Below are 16,925 nucleotides of genomic sequence, written 5' to 3' on the forward strand. Positions count from 1 at the left end.
AACCTCGCACCACACGGCGTCACGGCACCGCGGAGCGCCGCGCCGAGCTACCGCGCCCCGGGCTCGCCCGACACGATCGCGCGCAACCAGTCCCGCGCCTCGACGAACGCGGCGTCCGAGTAGCGCGCGGGCACCTCGGGGCGGGCACCGTCGGCGCGCGGGTACGACCCGAGGAACGTCACGCGCGGGCTGAACCGACGCAGGCCGAGCAGCGCGTCCGCGACCCGCTCGTCGCGCACGTGCCCGTCGAGGTCGATGACGAACCGGTAGCGGCCGAGCTCGTCACCGATCGGGCGTGACGACAGCAGCCCCATGTTGATGCCCCGCGTCGCGAACTGCTCGAGCATGTCGACCAGGGCGCCGGGGTGGTCGGCGGGCAGCTCGACGATGACGCTGGTCTTGTCGGCGCCGGTCGGCTCGGGCAGGGCGAGGGTCTTCGACACGAGCACGAACCGGGTGACCGCCGAGGCGTTGTCCCCGATGGACGACGCGAGCACGACGACGTCGTGGTGGTCGGTGATGCCGGGCGGCGCGACGGCGGCGTCGGCGGTGGGGTTCGCCTCGAGCAGGGCGAGGGCCGCGGCGACGTTCGACGACGCCGGGATGTGCCCGTGGCCGGGCAGGTTCTCCTCGAGCCAGTTGTGGGTCTGCGCGTAGGCGACCGGGTGTGCGTTCACGGTGCGGACGTCCGCCAACGTCGTGCCGGGCCGGGCGACGAGCACGAAGTCGACGGGGACCAGGTACTCCCCCACGATCCGCACGCCGGGGATCCGGGCCAGGGCGTCCTGCGTGGCGCTGACTCCGCCGTCGACGCTGTTCTCGATCGCGATGACGGCACCGATCGACCGGCCGGACATGACGTCGTCCAGGGCCTCACCGACGTTGTTGACGCTCCGCCAGGGCTTGCCGGCGGCGGCCTCGACGAGCTTCAGGGCCGCCTCGGTGAACGTGCCGGCGGGTCCGAGGTAGGAGTACGTGTCGGACGGCGCGGCGGGGTCGGTCATGCGGCGAGCCTATTGCAGGGACGCGGCGGCCAGGCGGCCTCAGTCCGTCGTCGCACCCATCAGTCGCTGCTCGCAGATCGCGGTGTCGTCGTCCTCGCGCGGGTAGGTCAGCGCTGCGAACCGTCCCTCGGGGTCGAGCCGCGTCAGGAGCGACGCCGCGATGCCGTCGAGCTGCGCGACCTGCTCGTCGGAGAGCGCGTCGATGACCACCCGGCGGGCGGTGCGGACGTGGTCCGGAGCTGCCTCGACGATGGTGGCGTACCCGGCGTCGGTCAGGCGGACGTCGGTGGCGCGGCGGTCGGAGGTCGACGGGCACCGGGTCACGAGCCCACGCTTCTCGAGGCGGGACACCACGTGCGACAGCCGCGGCAACGAGGCGTTCGTGGCCGAGGCGAGCGCCGACATCCGCAGGGTCCGGGTGTCCGTCTCGGAGAGCATCGCGATGACCATGTAGTCGAAGTGCGTCAGGTCGGCGTCGCGCTGCAGCTGCTGGTCGAGCGCCGCCGGCAGGAGCTCCATGACCGCGACGAGCTTCATCCACGCGCGCAGCTGCTCGCGGGTGAGCCACGGGGTCTCGTCGGTCATGACCTGATCATACCGAAAGGTTGTCCCTTTAACCAGTGCTGCGCACGGCGGACGAACCGGACGAACCGCCAGCGCGACGCGACCGCACCACTCCGACCACGAGCACCACCACCACGACGACGAGCAGCGCCCCCTCGACGAGCAGCAGCCGCGTGCCGTAGTCGAACGGCAGCACGGTGGGGTTCTTCTGCCCGTGGTCCTTCGCAGCGATCTCCGGCAGGACCACCAGGGCGAGCACGCTGCCGAGCACGATCGCCGCCTGCACGACGACGAGCACCCAGGCCCGCAGCGAGCGTCCGGCCCGACGCAGCAGCAACCCGGCACCGACCACGAACGGGGACAGGACCGCGTCGTGCAGCACCACCGCCGCGAGCAGCCACACCCCGAGCCCGCCGATGCGGTTCGGCTTGACGGACGTCACGAGCACGTACGCCCCGAACGCGATGACCAGCACGCCGATCACCACGAGCACGATCCGCGCGGCCTTCACCGGAGCACCTCGATCTTCTCGATCCACTTGGTCTGCAGCACACCGGGCCGCCCGGGAGCGATGATCCGCGCCGGGAACCCGTGGTCCAGGTCGAGCGTCGCACCGTTCAGCTCGAGGGCGATGAGCGTCGTCGGGTCCTCGGCGTACTCCGGTCCCATGTCCATGATCCGGTAGCCGCCGTGCCGTTCCAGGCTCGTCACCCGCACGTGCGACCCCTGCGGCGCCTGCACGGCGTCGAGCAGGTCGCGTATCCGCACGCCCTTCCAGGTCGCCATCTGGCTCCACCCCTCGACGCACGAGATCGGCAGGTCGACCTGCGCGGTGCCGAGTGCGACGAGTTCCGCCCGGACGAACGTCCGGCTCACGTCGTGGCCGACGACGGTGAGCGTCCAGTCGGCGGCGGTCGCGCTGGCGAGCACACCGGCCGCACGCGCGGTCCGGTTCACCGGCAGTCCGTTCGCGCCGATGCCGCGGCCGCGGGCGCCGAACACGTTGAACGGTTCCGCGAGCTTCGAGGACTGCCCCGCCGTGAGCGCGACGACACCGACGCTCGCCGCCGTCACGCCGGCGAAGAACCCTCGTCGGGCGATGCGCTGGCGTCGTCCGGTGGCTGCGTCCGGCGTCGGCCTGGAGGCCCGGCTCGGCTCCCCCACGTCGGCCGTCGGCTGGCCGGGACCCGGCTCCTCGGACACCTCGCGGGCCCCCTGCGCCGCGTCCGGTCCGGTGGGCCGGGACTCGGCGCCGGCGGGGGCGGCGTCGACGCCGTCGATCCAGCGGAACACGCGGCCCAGCAGGCCGGGGGCGGTGGACCCGGTGGTCTCGGCGACCGCAGCGTGCGGGGCGGACGCGGGACGAGCCTCCAGGCCGGGTGGGAGCAGCTCACTGCCGGACGCGGGGTCCGCGATGAACCGGCCGTGCGCGTCGTAGGAGTCGCGCTTCCGCCAGTAGCGCGCGATGACCGGCAGCTTGGCGGCGATGTGGATGGCCAGCGACCCGATGATCACGTAGGCCATCGCGTTGTGCACCTGGCGGAACGGGAATGGCCACGGGTACCACTGGTACGTGTTGAGCAGACCGGTGACGACCTGGATGATCGACGCGGACACGAGCACCGCGATCGACAGCCGCTCGAGCAGGTGCAGCACGCCGCGCACCGGCGGCACCTGCACCAGGGCGGGCATGACGGTGTTGAGCTTGGCGAGCAGCAGCGGGATGATCGCGATCCCGGTCGTGATGTGCAGGCCCTGCGTGAACTGGTACAGCTGCGTCGGACGGGTCGGGAACCGCATCCAGCCGAGCGGTTCCTGCAGCAGGTGGCTGTAGATCCCGGTGCCGAAGCAGATCAGGAACGCGATGCCGAGCAGACGCCCGAGCACCACCGCCGAGCGGGCGTTGCGGTTGGGGGACTCCAGAGCTGCTCGTCCGTCGTGCAGCAGGCGCTGGAGGCCGGATAGCCTCGACGGACCATGAGCGACCGACTGCGTGCCTTCCGACCGTCCCTGGCCGACGGCACCGCCGTCCGGATCGGCACGGTGCTGGCCGTCGTGGGAGTACTCGCCCTGTCGGGCGTCATCGCCGTCGGCGTCACGCATCTGGGGTTCCTCCGATCGGGCCATCGTTCTGCATTCGTTGCGTGGACGCTGATCGCTTGGACCGTCTTCGTGATCGCCGTGCTCGCGGTGCGTTTCGTGCCCGTCCGGTGGATGACCACCATGGTCATCGGCGGAGCGGTGGTGATCGGCATCGCGGCGCTGGTCGGACCGCCGAACACGAGCACCGACTCCGCCCGGTACGCGTGGGACGGCATCGTCCAGCATGCCGGAGTCTCACCGTACGCGCACACCCCCCAGTCCGCGGCACTGTCCGGTCTCCGACCCGACTGGTTGTTCCCCGACAAGGTGGACGGCACGTGCGATCCGCTGAAGCCCCGGTTCCGCGGGCTCGGCGACGGCGCCGACGGGCACTGCACCGCGATCAACCGGCCGGACGTCACGACGATCTACCCGCCGATGGCGCAGCTGTGGTTCGCCGCGGTGCGGTTCTTCGTGCCGGCGACCGCGCAGTACCTGCCGTTCCAGGTCGCCGGGCTGCTCGTGTCGCTCGGTGTGACCGTCGGGCTCGTCCTGGTGCTCCGCCGGATCGGCCGTCCGACCTGGTGGGCGGCGCTCTGGGCCTGGTCGCCGCTCGTCGCGTCCGAGGCGGTCACGAACTCGCACGTCGACGTCGTCGGCGCCGCCCTCGCCACGGCCGGTGTCGTGCTCGTCGCGTTCGGCCGGCCGATCTGGGGCGGCATCGCGCTCGGGGCCGCGACCGCGACGAAGCTCATCCCGGCGATCGTGTACCCGCCGTTGCTCGGCCGCGGTCGGGCCTGGTGGGCGATCCCGATCGGCATCGCGGTGTTCGGGCTGCTCTACGTGCCCTACGTGCTGACGACCAGGCTCGACGTGCTCGGGTACCTGCCCGGCTACCTGAACGAGGAGGGCTACGAGGACGGCTCCCGGTTCGCGCTGGTGTCGCTCGTGGTCAAGGGCGACGCTGCGACCCTGGTGGTGGGGCTCCTGGTGCTGCTGGCGGCGTTCGTGGCGTGGCGGTTGTCCGACCCGGCGCGGCCGTGGTCGGGCGAGGTCCTGATGATCGGCGTGACGTTCCTCGCCGTGACGCCGCGCTACCCCTGGTACGCCCTGCTGCTCATCCCGTTCGTGGTGCTGTCCGGGCGGTGGGAGTGGTTGTCGATCGGCCTCGCCATCGCGCTGCGCGGGGTGTGGCCGTCGGCGGACGCCTACCGGTGGTGGTTGCTCGCGGCCGTGGTGGTCATCGTGGTCGTCACGCTCCTGCGCACGGAGCGGTCGGAGTGGCGACGGTGGTGGGAGCGGCTGTCGTTCCGGCGCGTGGAACACGTACGCTGACGACCATGGCACCCGCGATCCTGCTCGGCACGACCGGCTCCGTGGACCCGGCTCCCGCCGGGCTCGTCGACCGCTTCGGGCGTCGCGCCGTCGACCTGCGGGTGTCGCTGACCGAGCGCTGCAACCTGCGCTGCACCTACTGCATGCCCGCGGCCGGGCTGCCGTTCGCCCCCGACGAGGCCCTGATGACGGCGACCGAGATCGAGCGGCTGGTCCGGATCGGCTCGTCGCGGTTCGGCGTCCGCAAGGTCCGGTTCACCGGCGGGGAGCCGATGCTCCGGCACGACCTGGTCGACGTGATCGCCCGGTGCGCCGCGCTGCCCGACGCACCGGAGCTGTCGCTCACCACGAACGCGATCGGCCTCGCCCACCGCGCCCAGGGCCTGTACGACGCCGGGCTGCGGCGCGTGAACGTGTCGCTCGACACCGTCGATCCCGACGTCTTCACCACCGTGACCCGCCGCCCGTTCCTCGACAAGGTGATCGCCGGACTGTCGGCCGCGCACGACGCCGGACTCGACATCAAGGTGAACGCGGTGCTGCTGCGCGGGATCAACGACGAGGCCGCCCCGGAGCTCCTCCGCTGGTGCCTGGAGCGTGGCTACGAGCTGCGGTTCATCGAGCAGATGCCCCTGGACCCCGACCACGCCTGGGACCGCACCTCGATGATCACCGCCGCCGAGATCCGCGCGCTGCTGGCGACGTCGTTCGTGCTCACCCCGGACGACGCCCCGCGCGACGGTGCCCCGGCGGAGCGGTACCGCGTGCACGACGCCGTCACCGGCGAGCCCCTCGGCACCGTCGGCATCATCGCGAGCATCACCGAGTCGTTCTGCGCCGACTGCACCCGCACCCGGCTGACCGCCGACGGGCACGTGCGCAGCTGCCTGTTCTCCGACGAGGAGACCGACGTGCTCGGGCCGATCCGCTCCGGGGCGGATGACGACGAGGTCGCCGAGCTCTGGCGGCTCGCGATGTGGGCGAAGCCGCGCGACCACGGTGACGACAGCGACGAGCTCGTGCACCCGACGCGTGGCATGAGTGCGATCGGCGGCTGAGGCATGACCACGATCCGGTTCTTCGCCGCTGCCCGCGCTGCCGTGGGTGTCGACTCCCTGACCACGACGGGCCCCACCATCGAGGCCGCCCTCGGCGCGATCGACGCGGCTGACATGGCGGACCCTGCGCGCTGGAGTGCGTTGCAGGAGCGCTGCTCGTACCTGGTCGACGGCGTGACCACGCGTGACCGGGCGACCTCGCTCGACGGTGTCGAGGTCGTCGACGTCATGCCGCCCTTCGCCGGCGGCTGAGTTCGGCGGCTGAGTTCGGCGGCTGAGTTCGGCGGCTGAGCGGTACGCCCGTTCCTTCCCAGAACACCCGCGATACCTGGCGTTTCCGGGCGTACCTGGTGCGAACTTCCGACCAGGTACGCCCGATTCGACCAGGTACGCCCGGAACGACCCGCCCGACCCCGCCCCGCCCCCGCCTACGGCGAGACGGACAGCACGATGAACGCGGCGAAGATCACCAGGTGCACCCCACCCTGCAGCCGCGTGGCACGACCGGGCAGCACGGTGAGCACCGCCGCGACGATCGTCAGCGCGAGCAACACGATCTGCGACGGCCCGAGTCCGAGCAGCAGCGTCCCCGGCATGAACAGCGAGGCGACCGCGATCGAGGGGATCGTCAGACCGATCGACGCCATCGCGGACCCCATCGCCAGGTTCAGGCTCGTCTGGATCCGGTTCCGTGCGGCGGCCTTCGACGCGGCGATGCCCTCCGGCAGCAGGATGAGCAGCGCGATCACGACACCGACGAACGACGGCGGGAACCCGACGGCGGCGACCCCGGCCTCGATCGCGGGCGACTCCACCTTGGCGAGCCCGACCACGGCGACGAGCGCGACGACGAGCAGCCCGAGCGACACCATCGTGGTGCGTCCCGACGGGCGGGCGGCGTGGGCGTCCTCGGACTCGACGAGCACCCCGCCGGCACGGTTGACCGGCAGGAAGAAGTCGCGGTGCGCCACGGTCTGCGTGACGACGAACAGTCCGTAGAGCACCAGTGACGCGATCGCGACGAACACCAGCTGCGTCCCCGTGAAGGACGCGTCGTCGGTGCCGGTGGTGAACGTCGGCAGCACCAGGGTCAGCACGGCGAGCGCGGCCACCGTCATGGTCGCGGCGCTCGCGCCCTCCTGGTTGAAGCGCACGGTGTTGTGCCGCAGGGTCCCGATCAGGATCGCGAGGCCGACCAGCCCGTTCATCGTGATCATCACCGCCGAGAACACGGTGTCGCGCGCCAGGGTCTCGGCCTGCGCACCGCCGGAGCTCGACAGCGAGATGATGAGCGCGACCTCGATGATCGTCACGGCGACGGCCAGTACGAGCGAGCCGAAGGGTTCCCCGACCCGGTGTGCGACGACCTCGGCGTGGTGGACGGCAGCCAGGACCGTGACGGCGAGCACGACGGCGACGACGACCACCACGGCGGTGCCGAGCCCGTAGCGGCCGTACGAGAACGCGAGCACGACGGCCGCCAGGATCGGCGTGGCCACGGGCCACACCTTGGGGAACCAGGAGGTCATCCGACCATTGTCTCAACCGCGGGGCGCGTAGACCGCCACCTCGGCTGCGGGGACGTCGATGCGCACCGCGTCGCCGGGGGCGATCCCGAGCGCGGTCAGCCGCGCGAGCGTCAGGTCCGCCACCAGGTCACCGGCCCGTACCCGCACCAGTCCGTCGCGCGGCTCGAGCGACGAGACGGTGCGCGTGGCTCCGGCACCGTCCCGCGTCAGCATGGCGGCCGTCGGGTGGAAGGCAGCCAGGGCGGGCCGGCCGGGAGGCACGGCGTGCGTCCCGGACGCCAGCTCACCCCCGCCGTCGATCGCGATCCCACCCCCGGTGGCGGTCCCGCGCACCAGCGCGAGTCCGGAGAACGTCGCGGCGAACGCACTCGTCGGACGACCGAGCACGGCCGCGGGGGTGCCCTGCTCGACCACCCGGCCGCCCTCGAGCACGACGACGCGGTCGGCCAGGGCGACGACCTCGACCGGGTCGTGGGTGACGAGCACCGCGGGCCGGCCTGCGACGGCGGTCCGGAGTGCCGCGCGGACCTCGTCCTGCGCGCCGACGTCGAGCGCCGAGGTCGGTTCGTCGAGCAGCAGCACCGCCGGGTCGGTGGCGAGCGCCCGGGCGATCGCGACGCGCTGTGCCTGTCCGCCGGAGAGTGTCCCGGGGTCGCGGGTGGCCAGGTCGGCGACCCCGACGGCGTCGAGCGCATCGCGGGCGAGCTGCCGGGCCGCGGCGCGACCGGCTCCGGCGGCTCGGGGCCCGAAGGCGACGTTCCCGACGACGTCGAGGAACGGGAACAGATCGGGCCGCTGCGCGACGAGTCCCGTCCGACGACGGTGCGCGGGCAGGGTGTGCCGTGGACTCGAGGCACGGACCCCGTCGAGTTCGATCCGGCCGGCGTCGATCGGCAGCAGCCCGGCCAGGGCCTCGAGCACCGTCGACTTGCCCGCGCCGTTCGGCCCGATGACCGCCAGGCACTCCCCCGCCCGGACCTCGATCGCGACGTCGACGTCCCGCGGCTCGACGACGACGTGCGCCCGGACTCCCATCGCACCCTCGGCCGTCATGCCAGGGCTCCGCGGGTCCGGAACGACGAGGCCCCGATGACGACGACGGCCACCACGACGAGCACGACCGCCAGCGCCACCGCGGTGTCCGGGTCGACCTCGCGCTGCAGGTAGACCTCGAGCGGCAGGGTCCGCGTGACCCCCTGCAGGCTGCCGGCGAAGGTCAGGGTGGCCCCGAACTCGCCGAGCGCCCGGGCGAAGCAGAGCACGAGCCCGGACACGATCCCCGGCAGGACCCGCGGCGTCGTGACGGTCAGGAACGTCCGGGTCGGCCCGGCGCCCAGGGTCGCGGCGACCCGCTCGTACCGGTCACCCTCGACGCGGAGCGCCCCCTCGACCGAGGACACCAGGAACGGCATCGCGACGAAGGTCTGCGCGATGACCACCGCGGTCGTGGTGAACGCGATGTGCAGGCCGTGGTCGTCGAGGAACGCCCCGACCACCCCGAGCCGACCGAAGGCCGCGAGCAGGGCGAGACCACCGACCACCGGCGGCAGCACGAGTGGCAGGAGCACGACGGCCCGGGCGACGCCGACCCACCGCGACCGCGACCGCGCGAACAGCACGGCGAGCGGGTACCCGAGGACGAACGCGACGCCCGTGGCCGCGAGCGCCGTGCCGAGGCTGAGCCCGAGCGCGGTCAGTGACGCGGTGGAGGTCACGAGCCCGACGAACGACGACCAGTCGACCCGGCCGAGCATCGCGAGCACCGGCACGACGACGAACAGCCCGCCGAGCACCGCGGGCAGCGGGAGCCACCACGCGACCGGCGGCCGTCCGTCAGCGCGCGGAGCCACGGGTCAGGGCTTCCCGAAGCCCGCGTCGGAGAGCACGCGCCGCCCGGCGGCGGAGCGGACGTACTCCGAGAACGCCTGCGCGAGCTCCGGGTCCTGGGATTCCCGGAGCACGCCGATCGGGTACGTGTTGACGGCCTTGCTCGACTCGTCGAACGGGACCCCGTCCACCTTGCCGCCGGCCCCTCGGACGTCCGTCACGTAGACGAGTCCGGCATCGGCCTGACCGGACTCGACCTTGCCGAGCACGTCGGTGACGGACTGCTCCTCGCTGACCGGCTCGAGGTCGATGCCCGATGCGGACTCGACCTTCGCCGTCGCGGCACCGCACGGCACCGGGGCGGCGCACGTGACGAGCTGGACACCCGGAGCCGTCAGGTCGTCGAGGCCGCCGATGCCCCGCGGGTTGCCCGGTGCGACCGCGATCTCGAGTGTGTTCGTGGCGAAGGCCCGCGGCGTCCCGGTCACCAGGTCACCCGAGGTCAGCTTCGTCATGTTCGCCTGGTCCGCTGCGGCGAACACGTCGGCGGGGGCGCCGTTCTGCATCTGGGTGACGAGGTCGCTGGAGCCGGCGAACGAGAACCGGATCGAGGTGCCGGGGTGCGCGGTCTCGTACTGCTTGCCCAGCGTCGTGAAGGTCTGCTGCAGGGACGCGGCGGCGAAGACGGTGATCGAACCCGACACGTCGGCGTCCGCGCTCGACGACGGTGACGGCGACGAGGACCCCGCGGGAGCGTCGGCGGTGGAGCACGCCGACAGGCCGAGCGTCGCCACGACGGCGAGGGGTACGAGCAACGAGCGGGAACGACGGGTCATCGGGGGTCCTCCTGGTGGGCGGGTGCCTCGACGGCGACCATCGTGGCCTTGACGGACGCCACCGCGACGGACCCGACCTCGAGCCCCAGGTCGCGGACGGCCTCGGCACTCATCAGGGACACCACGCGGTGCGGGCCGCACTGCAGTTCGACCTGCGCCATCACGGTGTCGACGACCAGGTCGGTGACGATCCCGACGAAGCGGTTGCGCGCCGAGCTCTTCACCGCGGACGCCGGGTCGGTCAGCTCGGAGCTGCGTTCCCGCGCGAAGGCGGCGACCTCGCGACCGTCGACCACGGCTCGCCCCGCGTCGTCCGTGGCACGGGTGAAGGTGCCCCCGTCGACGAGCCGACGAACGGTGTCGTCACTGATCCCGAGGAAGGCCGCAGCGTCCCGTACCCGCAGTTGCGTCATGATCCACCGATCCTATCCGCGGATGCGGCGGCAGGGGCGGTGGGGGCGACCGGGCCGGGTCAGGACCGGTGCTCGATCGCCACGGGCAGGCCCTCGCGACGCCAGGCCTCGAAGCCGCCGTCGAGGACCGCCACGCGCCTCCCGGCCGGCTGCCGCGCCGCCCACGCGTCCGCACGGGGTCCGCGTGCGCAGTAGACGACGACCTCGTCAGCGCCGGTGTCGTCGGTGACGGCACCGGCGACCACGCCGGCCGCGCGTTCCTCGTCGGTCCGGACGTCGACGACGACCAGCGGGTCCGACGGGTCCGCCACCCTGGCGGCCAGGGCGGACGGCGCGATGCGCGGCGCCGCGGAGGCACCGGCAGCAGGTGCCGGTCGACGCGAGGCGGGCCCCCGACGGACGGGGCTCTCGGTCCAGCGCCACCGGCGGGCGTCGACGGTCAGGACGCGTCCGAGCAGCGGGTCGCCCGTGCCGGTGACCATCGCGAAGACCTGTCCCGCCATCACCGCACCGACCGCGCCGCAGAGTGCGGGGACGACGCCGTCGAGGGCGCACGAGCCCTCGTCGGGCAGGGCGTCGGGGTGCAGGTCGTGGAAGTCGACGCCGTCGGACCCGGCGTCGCGGAAGACGCTGACCTGCCCGTCGTGGCCGAGCACGGTGCCCCACACGAACGGCACGCCGGCCGCGGCGCAGGCGTCCGAGACGGCCCGGGTGACCACGACCGAGTCGGCGGCGTCGACGACGACGTCGTGTCCGGCGACCAGGTCCGGCGTGAACGACGCGACCACGGCGACCGCGTCGAGTTCGGGGTCGACGGCGACGGCTCGGGCGACCGCGACCCGTGCCTTCGGCGAGCCGACGTCCGCGGCCGTGAAGAGCGTCTGCCTGGCCAGGTTCGAGCCGTCGACCACGTCGGGATCGACCACGGTGAGCCGACCGATCCCGGCGAGGTACGCGACCACCGGCGCCCCGAGCCCGCCGGCCCCGACGACGAGGATGCGCGATGTGGCCAGGCGTCGCAGCCCGGTGACCCCGACCTCGGCGAGCGCGGCGGTCCGCGAACCGAGCTGCACCCGCCCCGGGGAGAGCGCGGCGGCGGGGGCGACGAGGGGTTCCATCCCGTCATTCTGGCCCGTCGCACCGAACTCCTGCATGTGAGAGTTCAGTGCCTGGACGCGGCGGATCCCCAGAGCAGATCGGTACGGTCGCGGGCGTGAGTTCCCCCCGCACCGGTACCGTCCCGGTCCGACGCACGACGTCGGACGGGTCGGTGCGCGCGCGCTCGCTGGGTCTCGCCGCGGCGGCCGTCCGGGCCCTCGCCCGGACCCCCGAGATCACCGTCGGTGCGCTCGGCGTCGTCGTCGCAGCGGCCTTCAGCTGGGTGCCGTCGCTCTGGTACGACGAGGCCGCGACCGTCGCGAGTGCCCAGCGGAGCTGGCCGGCGCTGTGGGCCGAACTGCAGAACGTCGACGCCGTCCACGGGCTGTACTACGCCGTGATGCACGTCTGGTTCACGCTCGTCGGGTACTCGCCGTTCACGCTGCGGTTCCCGAGTGCCCTCGCCATCGGGGTGTCCGCCGGGCTCGTCGTCGCCCTCGGCCGTCGTCTCGGCGGCGTGCGGCTCGGCGTCGTCTCCGGGATCGTGTTCCTGGTCCTGCCCCGCGTCGCCTGGGCCGGCACCGAGGGGCGCCCGTACGCCACCGTCACGACCTTCGCCGTCGCGCTGACCCTCGTGGGGATCACCGCGGTCCGCCGCACCCGGATCCGGCACCACGCGACCCGGTGGTGGGTCGTCTACGGCATGCTCGCCGTGGTCGCCGTGCTGTTCAACGTCTACCTGGCCCTGGCCGTCGTCGCGCACGGGGTCGTGCTCCTCTGGACCGCCGTCGCCGACCGCGCCGCGCGGCGCGACGCCGTGCTCTCCGAGCGCAGCGGTCCGGTGGCCGCGCCGATCGTCGACCGAGCCGCGTTCGTGCGCTGGGGCGTCGCCGCCGTGGGCGCCGCACTCGTGGTGTCGCCGTTCATCGTGCTCGCCGCCGGGCAGGCCAAGCAGGTCGGCTGGATCACCGGCGTCGGGTGGGCCACCGTGCGCCAGGTCGTCGCGACCGCGTGGTTCGGTGCCGTCTGGCCGTACGCGGTGCTCGGGTGGGTCCTGATGATCGTCGGGGTCGTGCTCGCCGTGCGTGCCGCCCGACGCCCTGCCCCGGCCGCCCGCGACCTGCTGCGGATGCAGGCCGTCCGCGTCGCCGTCCCCCTGATGATCCTGCCCACCGCCCTGCTCGTCGGCGCGACCACGGCCGGGGAGCACCTGTACACCCCGAAGTACGCCAGCCTGAGCCTGCCGTTCGTCGCACTGCTCATCGGCCTGGCGATCACGGCGATCCGACCCCGGCGGTGGCTCGCGCTCGCGGTCGTCGGGATGCTGCTCGTGTCGGCCCCGACGAGCACGATCGTCCGGCTGCCCCACGCCAAGCAGGACTCGCACTGGGCGAACGCCGCAGCGATCATCGAGCGCGAGCGGGACCGGCGCACCGACCGGAACGAGGGCGTCGTGTTCGGCAGCGTCTGGCGGCACCCCGGCACCACCGCGCAGGTCATCGCCGATTCCTACCCCGAAGCCTTCACCGGGATGCGCGACCTCGCCGTCGCCGAGACCGGGGCCCAACGCGGACAGCTCTGGAACGTCAACGGCGACGTGGCCACGACGGTGCCCGAGCGGATCTCCGGCATCGACACCGTGTGGTTCGTCGGCGGCAAGTCGCGGAACATCCGCCCGCAGGTCACCGAGACGCTGGTGGCCGAGGGCTTCCACGTCGTGCGCTACTGGCACACCGGGACGGTCATCCTCTGGAAGTACAGCCGCTGACGGTGGCGGTCCGGCCGCCGACGGTGGCGGTCCAGTCGCTGACGGTGGCGGTCCAGCCGCCGACGGCTGTGCCGGGGCTTCGGGTCAGTGCACCACGCGTGCGCCGTGCACCGGACCGGTGGCCCGGAGTGCGACGAGGCCGGCGGCGCTGAGCTCGACCTGCAGTTCGAGCGCCGCATCACGGTCGCCCACCAGGAACGCCACCGTCGGTCCGCTGCCGGACACCAGGCCGGCCAGGGCACCGGACTTCTCACCGAGCTCCAGGGTCGCCGCGAGCCGGGGCTGCAGCCGCATGGCCGGTGCCTGCAGGTCGTTGTGGACGCAGTCGGCGAGCAGGTCGGGGTCACCCGCGCGCAGCGCCTGCAGCACGTTGGCCTCGACCACGGGGTGCGACGGCGCCGGGGAGATGTCGGCTCGGTAGCGCTCCCGGTGCTCGTCGAGCGCACGGTAGACGGCGGGGGTGCTCAGCCCGTCGTCGCTCAGGGCGAGGACCCAGTGGAACTCACCCTTGGCCAGCGCGGGGCTCAGCTCGTCACCGCGGCCGGTGCCCACGGCGGTGCCGCCGGCGAAGGCGAACGGCACGTCGGCGCCGAGCTGCGCGGCGAGCCGGAGCAGCTCCTCGCGACCGAGCGCGGTGCCCCAGAGCGTGTCGACGGCGAGCAGGGTCGCCGCGGCGTCCGCGGACCCACCGCCCATGCCGCCGGCGACGGGCACCTGCTTGTCGATGGTCAGCCGCACCCCACCGCGGTGTCCGGCCGCGTCGGCCACGAGCCGGGCCGCACGGATGGCGAGGTTCGACTCGTCGACCGGCACGGTGCTCGTGTCGATCGGCCCCGTGAAGGTGACCGAGAAGTCGTCGGCGGCCTCGGCGGTGACGTCCTCGTACAGGGACACCGCCTGGTACGCCGTGGCGACGTCGTGGTAGCCGTCGTCCTGCAGCGCCCCGACGGACAGGAACACGTTGATCTTGCCGGGGGCGCGCGTCCGCACCCGGGTCGGTGCGGCCAACGTGGTCATGTGCCCAACCTATCCCGCTGCGGCTGCCGTGAACCCCCGCGCCAGGTCCGCGGTGATGTCGTCGATGTGCTCGAGGCCGATCGACAGGCGGATGAGTCCGTCCCCCACCCCGGCGGCTGCCCGCTCGGCGGAGGTCATCTGCACGTGGGTGGTCGATGCCGGGTGCACGACGAGCGATCGGACGTCCCCGAGGTTCGAGACGTGGTCGAACAGCTCGAGCGCAGCCACGAACCGTCGGCCCGCGGCGACCCCGCCGGCCAGGTCGAACGACAGCACGGCCGACGGTCCCTTCGGCACGTAGCGCTGCTGCAGGTGGTGCCACGGCGAGTCCGGCAGGCCGGCGTAGTGCACGTGCTCGACCTGGTCGTGGGCGTCGAGCCAGCTCGCCACGGTGGCGGCGTTCGACACGTGCCGGTCCATGCGGAGCGACAGCGTCTGGATGCCCTGGAGCACCAGGAACGCGTTGAACGGTGCGATCGCGGGCCCGAGGTCGGCGGACAGCTTCGAGCGGGTGCGCTGGATGAACGCCCGTCGCCCGAACTTCTCGGCGAAGTTCGTGTTCGCGAACCCGGACTGCTCGGTCGTGGCCAGCTGCGGGTAGGCGTCGGCGTGGGCCGCCCAGTCGAAGTTCCCGCTGTCGACGATGAGCCCGGCGATGGCGCTGCCGTGTCCGGCCAGGTACTTCGTCGCCGAGTGCACGACGATGTCGGCGCCGTGCTCGATCGGGCGGACCAGGTACGGCGTCGCGATGGTGTTGTCGACGATGAGCGGCACACCGGCCTCGTGCGCGACCCCGGCCACCCCGGCGAAGTCCAGGACGTCCCCGCGGGGGTTCGGGATGGACTCACCGAAGAACGCCTTCGTCTCCGGACGCACCGCCGCCGCCCACTCGGACAGGTCGGTCGGGTCCTGCACGAACGTGAAGGTGATGCCGAGGTCCCGCAGGGTCGAGGCGAACAGCGTGTAGGTCGCGCCGTACAGCGAGGCGCTCGACACCACGTGGTCACCGGCGCGTGCGACACCGAGCACGGCCAGCGACGTCGCCGCCTGCCCGGACGCCAGCGCCAGCGCACCGATCCCGCCCTCGAGGTCGGCGATCCGGCGCTCGAGGGCTGCCGCCGACGGGTTGTTCACCCGCGTGTAGGTGTGGCCGGGGGCGTCGAGCATGAAGCGCGCGGCGGCGTCCTCGCCCGACGGGTAGACGTACGCGGCGCTCTGCGCGATCGGCGGCACGTTCGCGCCCCAGCCCGGGTCGGCCTTGAAGCCGGCGCGGATCTGGCGGGTCTCGAACGCCCAGCCGTCCTCGGCGTTGGTCGGCGTGGCCCCCATCAGGACTGCGCCCCGACCGACTGCCGGACGAGCGGGATGACCTGCTCGCCGAACCGGTCCATCTCCTCGAGCTGCGGCGAGAACTGCAGCAGGAGCGTGTCGACGCCGGCGTCCTCGAACTCCCGGATGCGGTCCGCCACCTGCGACGGCGTCCCCACGAAACCGGGGCGCAGGCCGCGGTTCGACACCGAGTAGTCCTCGAGCGAGGGCACGTGCTCGAGCTGCGACTTCGAGATGAAGTCCTGGTACGACTCGTACGCCTTGCCGTGCTGCACGTCGGTGATCCGGGCGAGCTCGGCCTGCGCCTCTTCCTCGGTCTCGCGCACGATGACGTACGCGGCCATGCCGAACGCCTCGAACGGCGGCAGGCCGGCGTCGATGCGGCGCTGCTTCATCTCGTCGATCTTCGCGCGGAGCTCCGGGGCCGTGCCGCCGTGCGTGACGTAGGCGTCGGCGTACCCGGTGATGGCGGCCTTGCCGGCCTCGCTCTCCCCACCGGCGTAGATGCGCGGCGTCACGCGGGGCTTCGGCTCGAGGTGCGCGTTCTCGATGTCGTAGTACTCGCCCGAGAACGAGTACGGGGTCTCGCGCCACAGGCCCTTCATGACCTCGACGAACTCCGCGGTGCGCTTGTACCGGTCGTCGTGCTCCGAGAAGATCCCGCCGTACTGCTTCGCCTCTTCCGCCCACCAGGCGCTCACGACGTTGAAGGTGAACCGGCCGCACGAGATGTCGTCGATCGTCGCCGCCTGCTTCGCCGTCACCGCGGGCAGGTGGTACCCGGGACGCATCGCCGCCATGATCTCCAGGCGCTCGGTCGTCGCCGCGATGGCCGCCGCGAGCGACCACGCCTCGAGCGAGGGCGCCGCCGTGCCCTTGATGTCGTTGAGGTTGAGCTCCGGCACGAGCGTCAGGTCGAAGCCGATCCGCTCGGCGCGCTGCGCCAGGCGCTTCACGTAGTCGAAGGTGACCGGCATGTTCTCGTTGTCGACGTTGCGCAGCCAGCCGCCGAAGAGCGGGGTCCAGTATCCGAATCGCACGTTGGTTCCTTGGGGGTGTGGGAAA

At 72.7% G+C, this 16,925-nt stretch carries 17 protein-coding genes; 4 read left to right on the forward strand and 13 right to left on the reverse strand.

Features of this window, described 5'->3' with window-relative positions; translation table 11 throughout:
• Positions 1-47: 47 nt before the first annotated feature.
• From pheA to HQQ79_RS14110, 4 genes are read right to left on the reverse strand one after another with little or no spacing between them, the layout of a single operon-like run.
• On the reverse strand, positions 48-1,004 hold the full coding sequence (pheA, locus tag HQQ79_RS14095; RefSeq protein WP_173035052.1) for a prephenate dehydratase: 957 nt from the start codon (positions 1,002-1,004) through the stop codon (positions 48-50).
• 39 nt (positions 1,005-1,043) lie between these two features.
• A complete protein-coding gene (locus HQQ79_RS14100) occupies positions 1,044-1,589 on the reverse strand; it encodes a MarR family winged helix-turn-helix transcriptional regulator (RefSeq protein ID WP_173035053.1) in 546 nt (181 codons plus the stop codon).
• Between the two features lie 28 nt (positions 1,590-1,617).
• A complete protein-coding gene (locus tag HQQ79_RS14105) occupies positions 1,618-2,079 on the reverse strand; it encodes a hypothetical protein (RefSeq protein WP_173035054.1) in 462 nt (153 codons plus the stop codon).
• Positions 2,076-3,671 (reverse strand): molybdopterin-dependent oxidoreductase, encoded by a 1,596-nt coding sequence (locus tag HQQ79_RS14110; protein ID WP_173035055.1) that lies wholly within the window; start codon positions 3,669-3,671, stop codon positions 2,076-2,078. The genes HQQ79_RS14105 and HQQ79_RS14110 overlap by 4 nt, the downstream gene beginning before the upstream one ends.
• A gap of 69 nt (positions 3,672-3,740) precedes the next feature.
• Between HQQ79_RS14110 and HQQ79_RS14115 the strand changes: the two genes are divergently transcribed.
• The 3 genes from HQQ79_RS14115 to HQQ79_RS14125 are packed head-to-tail and all read left to right on the forward strand — an operon-like array spanning position 3,741 to position 6,295.
• Entirely contained in the window at positions 3,741-4,985 is a 1,245-nt protein-coding gene (locus HQQ79_RS14115; protein ID WP_173035056.1) for a glycosyltransferase family 87 protein, read from the forward strand.
• 5 nt (positions 4,986-4,990) lie between these two features.
• Positions 4,991-6,043: a GTP 3',8-cyclase MoaA gene (gene moaA, locus HQQ79_RS14120; protein WP_173035057.1), complete on the forward strand. Its 1,053-nt coding sequence runs from the start codon at positions 4,991-4,993 to the stop codon at positions 6,041-6,043.
• A gap of 3 nt (positions 6,044-6,046) precedes the next feature.
• Positions 6,047-6,295, forward strand: a complete 249-nt coding sequence (locus HQQ79_RS14125) for a MoaD/ThiS family protein (protein ID WP_173035058.1) — start codon at positions 6,047-6,049, stop codon at positions 6,293-6,295.
• 176 nt (positions 6,296-6,471) lie between these two features.
• Here HQQ79_RS14125 and HQQ79_RS14130 read toward each other — a convergent pair whose 3' ends face one another.
• Genes HQQ79_RS14130 through HQQ79_RS14155 form a run of 6 tightly spaced genes read right to left on the reverse strand, consistent with a single transcriptional unit; the run spans position 6,472 to position 11,766 of the window.
• Positions 6,472-7,572 (reverse strand): calcium:proton antiporter, encoded by a 1,101-nt coding sequence (locus HQQ79_RS14130; RefSeq protein WP_017888287.1) that lies wholly within the window; start codon positions 7,570-7,572, stop codon positions 6,472-6,474.
• A gap of 12 nt (positions 7,573-7,584) precedes the next feature.
• On the reverse strand, positions 7,585-8,625 hold the full coding sequence (locus tag HQQ79_RS14135; RefSeq protein WP_173035059.1) for an ABC transporter ATP-binding protein: 1,041 nt from the start codon (positions 8,623-8,625) through the stop codon (positions 7,585-7,587).
• Positions 8,622-9,422 (reverse strand): ABC transporter permease, encoded by an 801-nt coding sequence (locus HQQ79_RS14140; protein ID WP_071246956.1) that lies wholly within the window; start codon positions 9,420-9,422, stop codon positions 8,622-8,624. The genes HQQ79_RS14135 and HQQ79_RS14140 overlap by 4 nt, the downstream gene beginning before the upstream one ends.
• Positions 9,423-9,425: 3 nt before the next feature.
• Positions 9,426-10,235, reverse strand: a complete 810-nt coding sequence (gene modA / locus HQQ79_RS14145) for a molybdate ABC transporter substrate-binding protein (RefSeq protein ID WP_173035060.1) — start codon at positions 10,233-10,235, stop codon at positions 9,426-9,428.
• The gene (locus HQQ79_RS14150) at positions 10,232-10,648 is read right to left on the reverse strand and encodes a molybdopterin-binding protein (RefSeq protein WP_173035062.1); all 417 of its coding nucleotides are present in this window, start codon (positions 10,646-10,648) and stop codon (positions 10,232-10,234) included. The genes modA and HQQ79_RS14150 overlap by 4 nt, the downstream gene beginning before the upstream one ends.
• A 59-nt stretch (positions 10,649-10,707) precedes the next feature.
• A complete protein-coding gene (locus HQQ79_RS14155; protein ID WP_173035064.1) occupies positions 10,708-11,766 on the reverse strand; it encodes a ThiF family adenylyltransferase in 1,059 nt (352 codons plus the stop codon).
• Positions 11,767-11,861: 95 nt separating this feature from the next.
• Between HQQ79_RS14155 and HQQ79_RS14160 the strand changes: the two genes are divergently transcribed.
• Positions 11,862-13,514, forward strand: coding sequence for a glycosyltransferase family 39 protein (locus HQQ79_RS14160; RefSeq protein WP_173035066.1), 1,653 nt, complete (start codon positions 11,862-11,864; stop codon positions 13,512-13,514).
• A gap of 84 nt (positions 13,515-13,598) precedes the next feature.
• Here the strand turns inward: HQQ79_RS14160 and HQQ79_RS14165 are convergent, their stop codons facing one another.
• From HQQ79_RS14165 to HQQ79_RS14175, 3 genes are read right to left on the reverse strand one after another with little or no spacing between them, the layout of a single operon-like run.
• On the reverse strand, positions 13,599-14,531 hold the full coding sequence (locus HQQ79_RS14165) for a 4-(cytidine 5'-diphospho)-2-C-methyl-D-erythritol kinase (protein ID WP_027466065.1): 933 nt from the start codon (positions 14,529-14,531) through the stop codon (positions 13,599-13,601).
• 9 nt (positions 14,532-14,540) lie between these two features.
• Entirely contained in the window at positions 14,541-15,860 is a 1,320-nt protein-coding gene (locus tag HQQ79_RS14170; protein ID WP_173035069.1) for an O-acetylhomoserine aminocarboxypropyltransferase/cysteine synthase family protein, read from the reverse strand.
• Complete coding sequence (locus HQQ79_RS14175) at positions 15,860-16,900, reverse strand: LLM class flavin-dependent oxidoreductase (protein WP_111058280.1); 1,041 nt, start codon at positions 16,898-16,900, stop codon at positions 15,860-15,862. Before HQQ79_RS14175 ends, HQQ79_RS14170 begins: the two co-directional genes overlap by 1 nt.
• Positions 16,901-16,925: the final 25 nt, after the last annotated feature.

Source organism: Curtobacterium sp. VKM Ac-2852, from assembly GCF_013205045.1.
In the GTDB taxonomy this organism is placed as follows: Bacteria; Actinomycetota; Actinomycetes; order Actinomycetales; family Microbacteriaceae; genus Curtobacterium; species Curtobacterium flaccumfaciens.

What these genes read in the sequence shown, in the direction of transcription:
- HQQ79_RS14155 (WP_173035064.1), bottom strand. Translation starts at nt 11,766, where the DNA reads ATGGAACCCCTCGTCGCCCCCGCCGCCGCGCTCTCCCCGGGGCGGGTG.
- HQQ79_RS14130 (WP_017888287.1), bottom strand. Translation starts at nt 7,572, where the DNA reads ATGACCTCCTGGTTCCCCAAGGTGTGGCCCGTGGCCACGCCGATCCTG.
- HQQ79_RS14100 (WP_173035053.1), bottom strand. Translation starts at nt 1,589, where the DNA reads ATGACCGACGAGACCCCGTGGCTCACCCGCGAGCAGCTGCGCGCGTGG.
- modA (WP_173035060.1), bottom strand. Translation starts at nt 10,235, where the DNA reads ATGACCCGTCGTTCCCGCTCGTTGCTCGTACCCCTCGCCGTCGTGGCG.
- HQQ79_RS14150 (WP_173035062.1), bottom strand. Translation starts at nt 10,648, where the DNA reads ATGACGCAACTGCGGGTACGGGACGCTGCGGCCTTCCTCGGGATCAGT.
- HQQ79_RS14170 (WP_173035069.1), bottom strand. Translation starts at nt 15,860, where the DNA reads ATGGGGGCCACGCCGACCAACGCCGAGGACGGCTGGGCGTTCGAGACC.
- HQQ79_RS14110 (WP_173035055.1), bottom strand. Translation starts at nt 3,671, where the DNA reads ATGCGTGACGCCGACGGCGATGACGCCCGACAGGGCGAGTACTCCCAC.
- moaA (WP_173035057.1), top strand. Translation starts at nt 4,991, where the DNA reads ATGGCACCCGCGATCCTGCTCGGCACGACCGGCTCCGTGGACCCGGCT.
- pheA (WP_173035052.1), bottom strand. Translation starts at nt 1,004, where the DNA reads ATGACCGACCCCGCCGCGCCGTCCGACACGTACTCCTACCTCGGACCC.
- HQQ79_RS14135 (WP_173035059.1), bottom strand. Translation starts at nt 8,625, where the DNA reads ATGACGGCCGAGGGTGCGATGGGAGTCCGGGCGCACGTCGTCGTCGAG.
- HQQ79_RS14165 (WP_027466065.1), bottom strand. Translation starts at nt 14,531, where the DNA reads ATGACCACGTTGGCCGCACCGACCCGGGTGCGGACGCGCGCCCCCGGC.
- HQQ79_RS14125 (WP_173035058.1), top strand. Translation starts at nt 6,047, where the DNA reads ATGACCACGATCCGGTTCTTCGCCGCTGCCCGCGCTGCCGTGGGTGTC.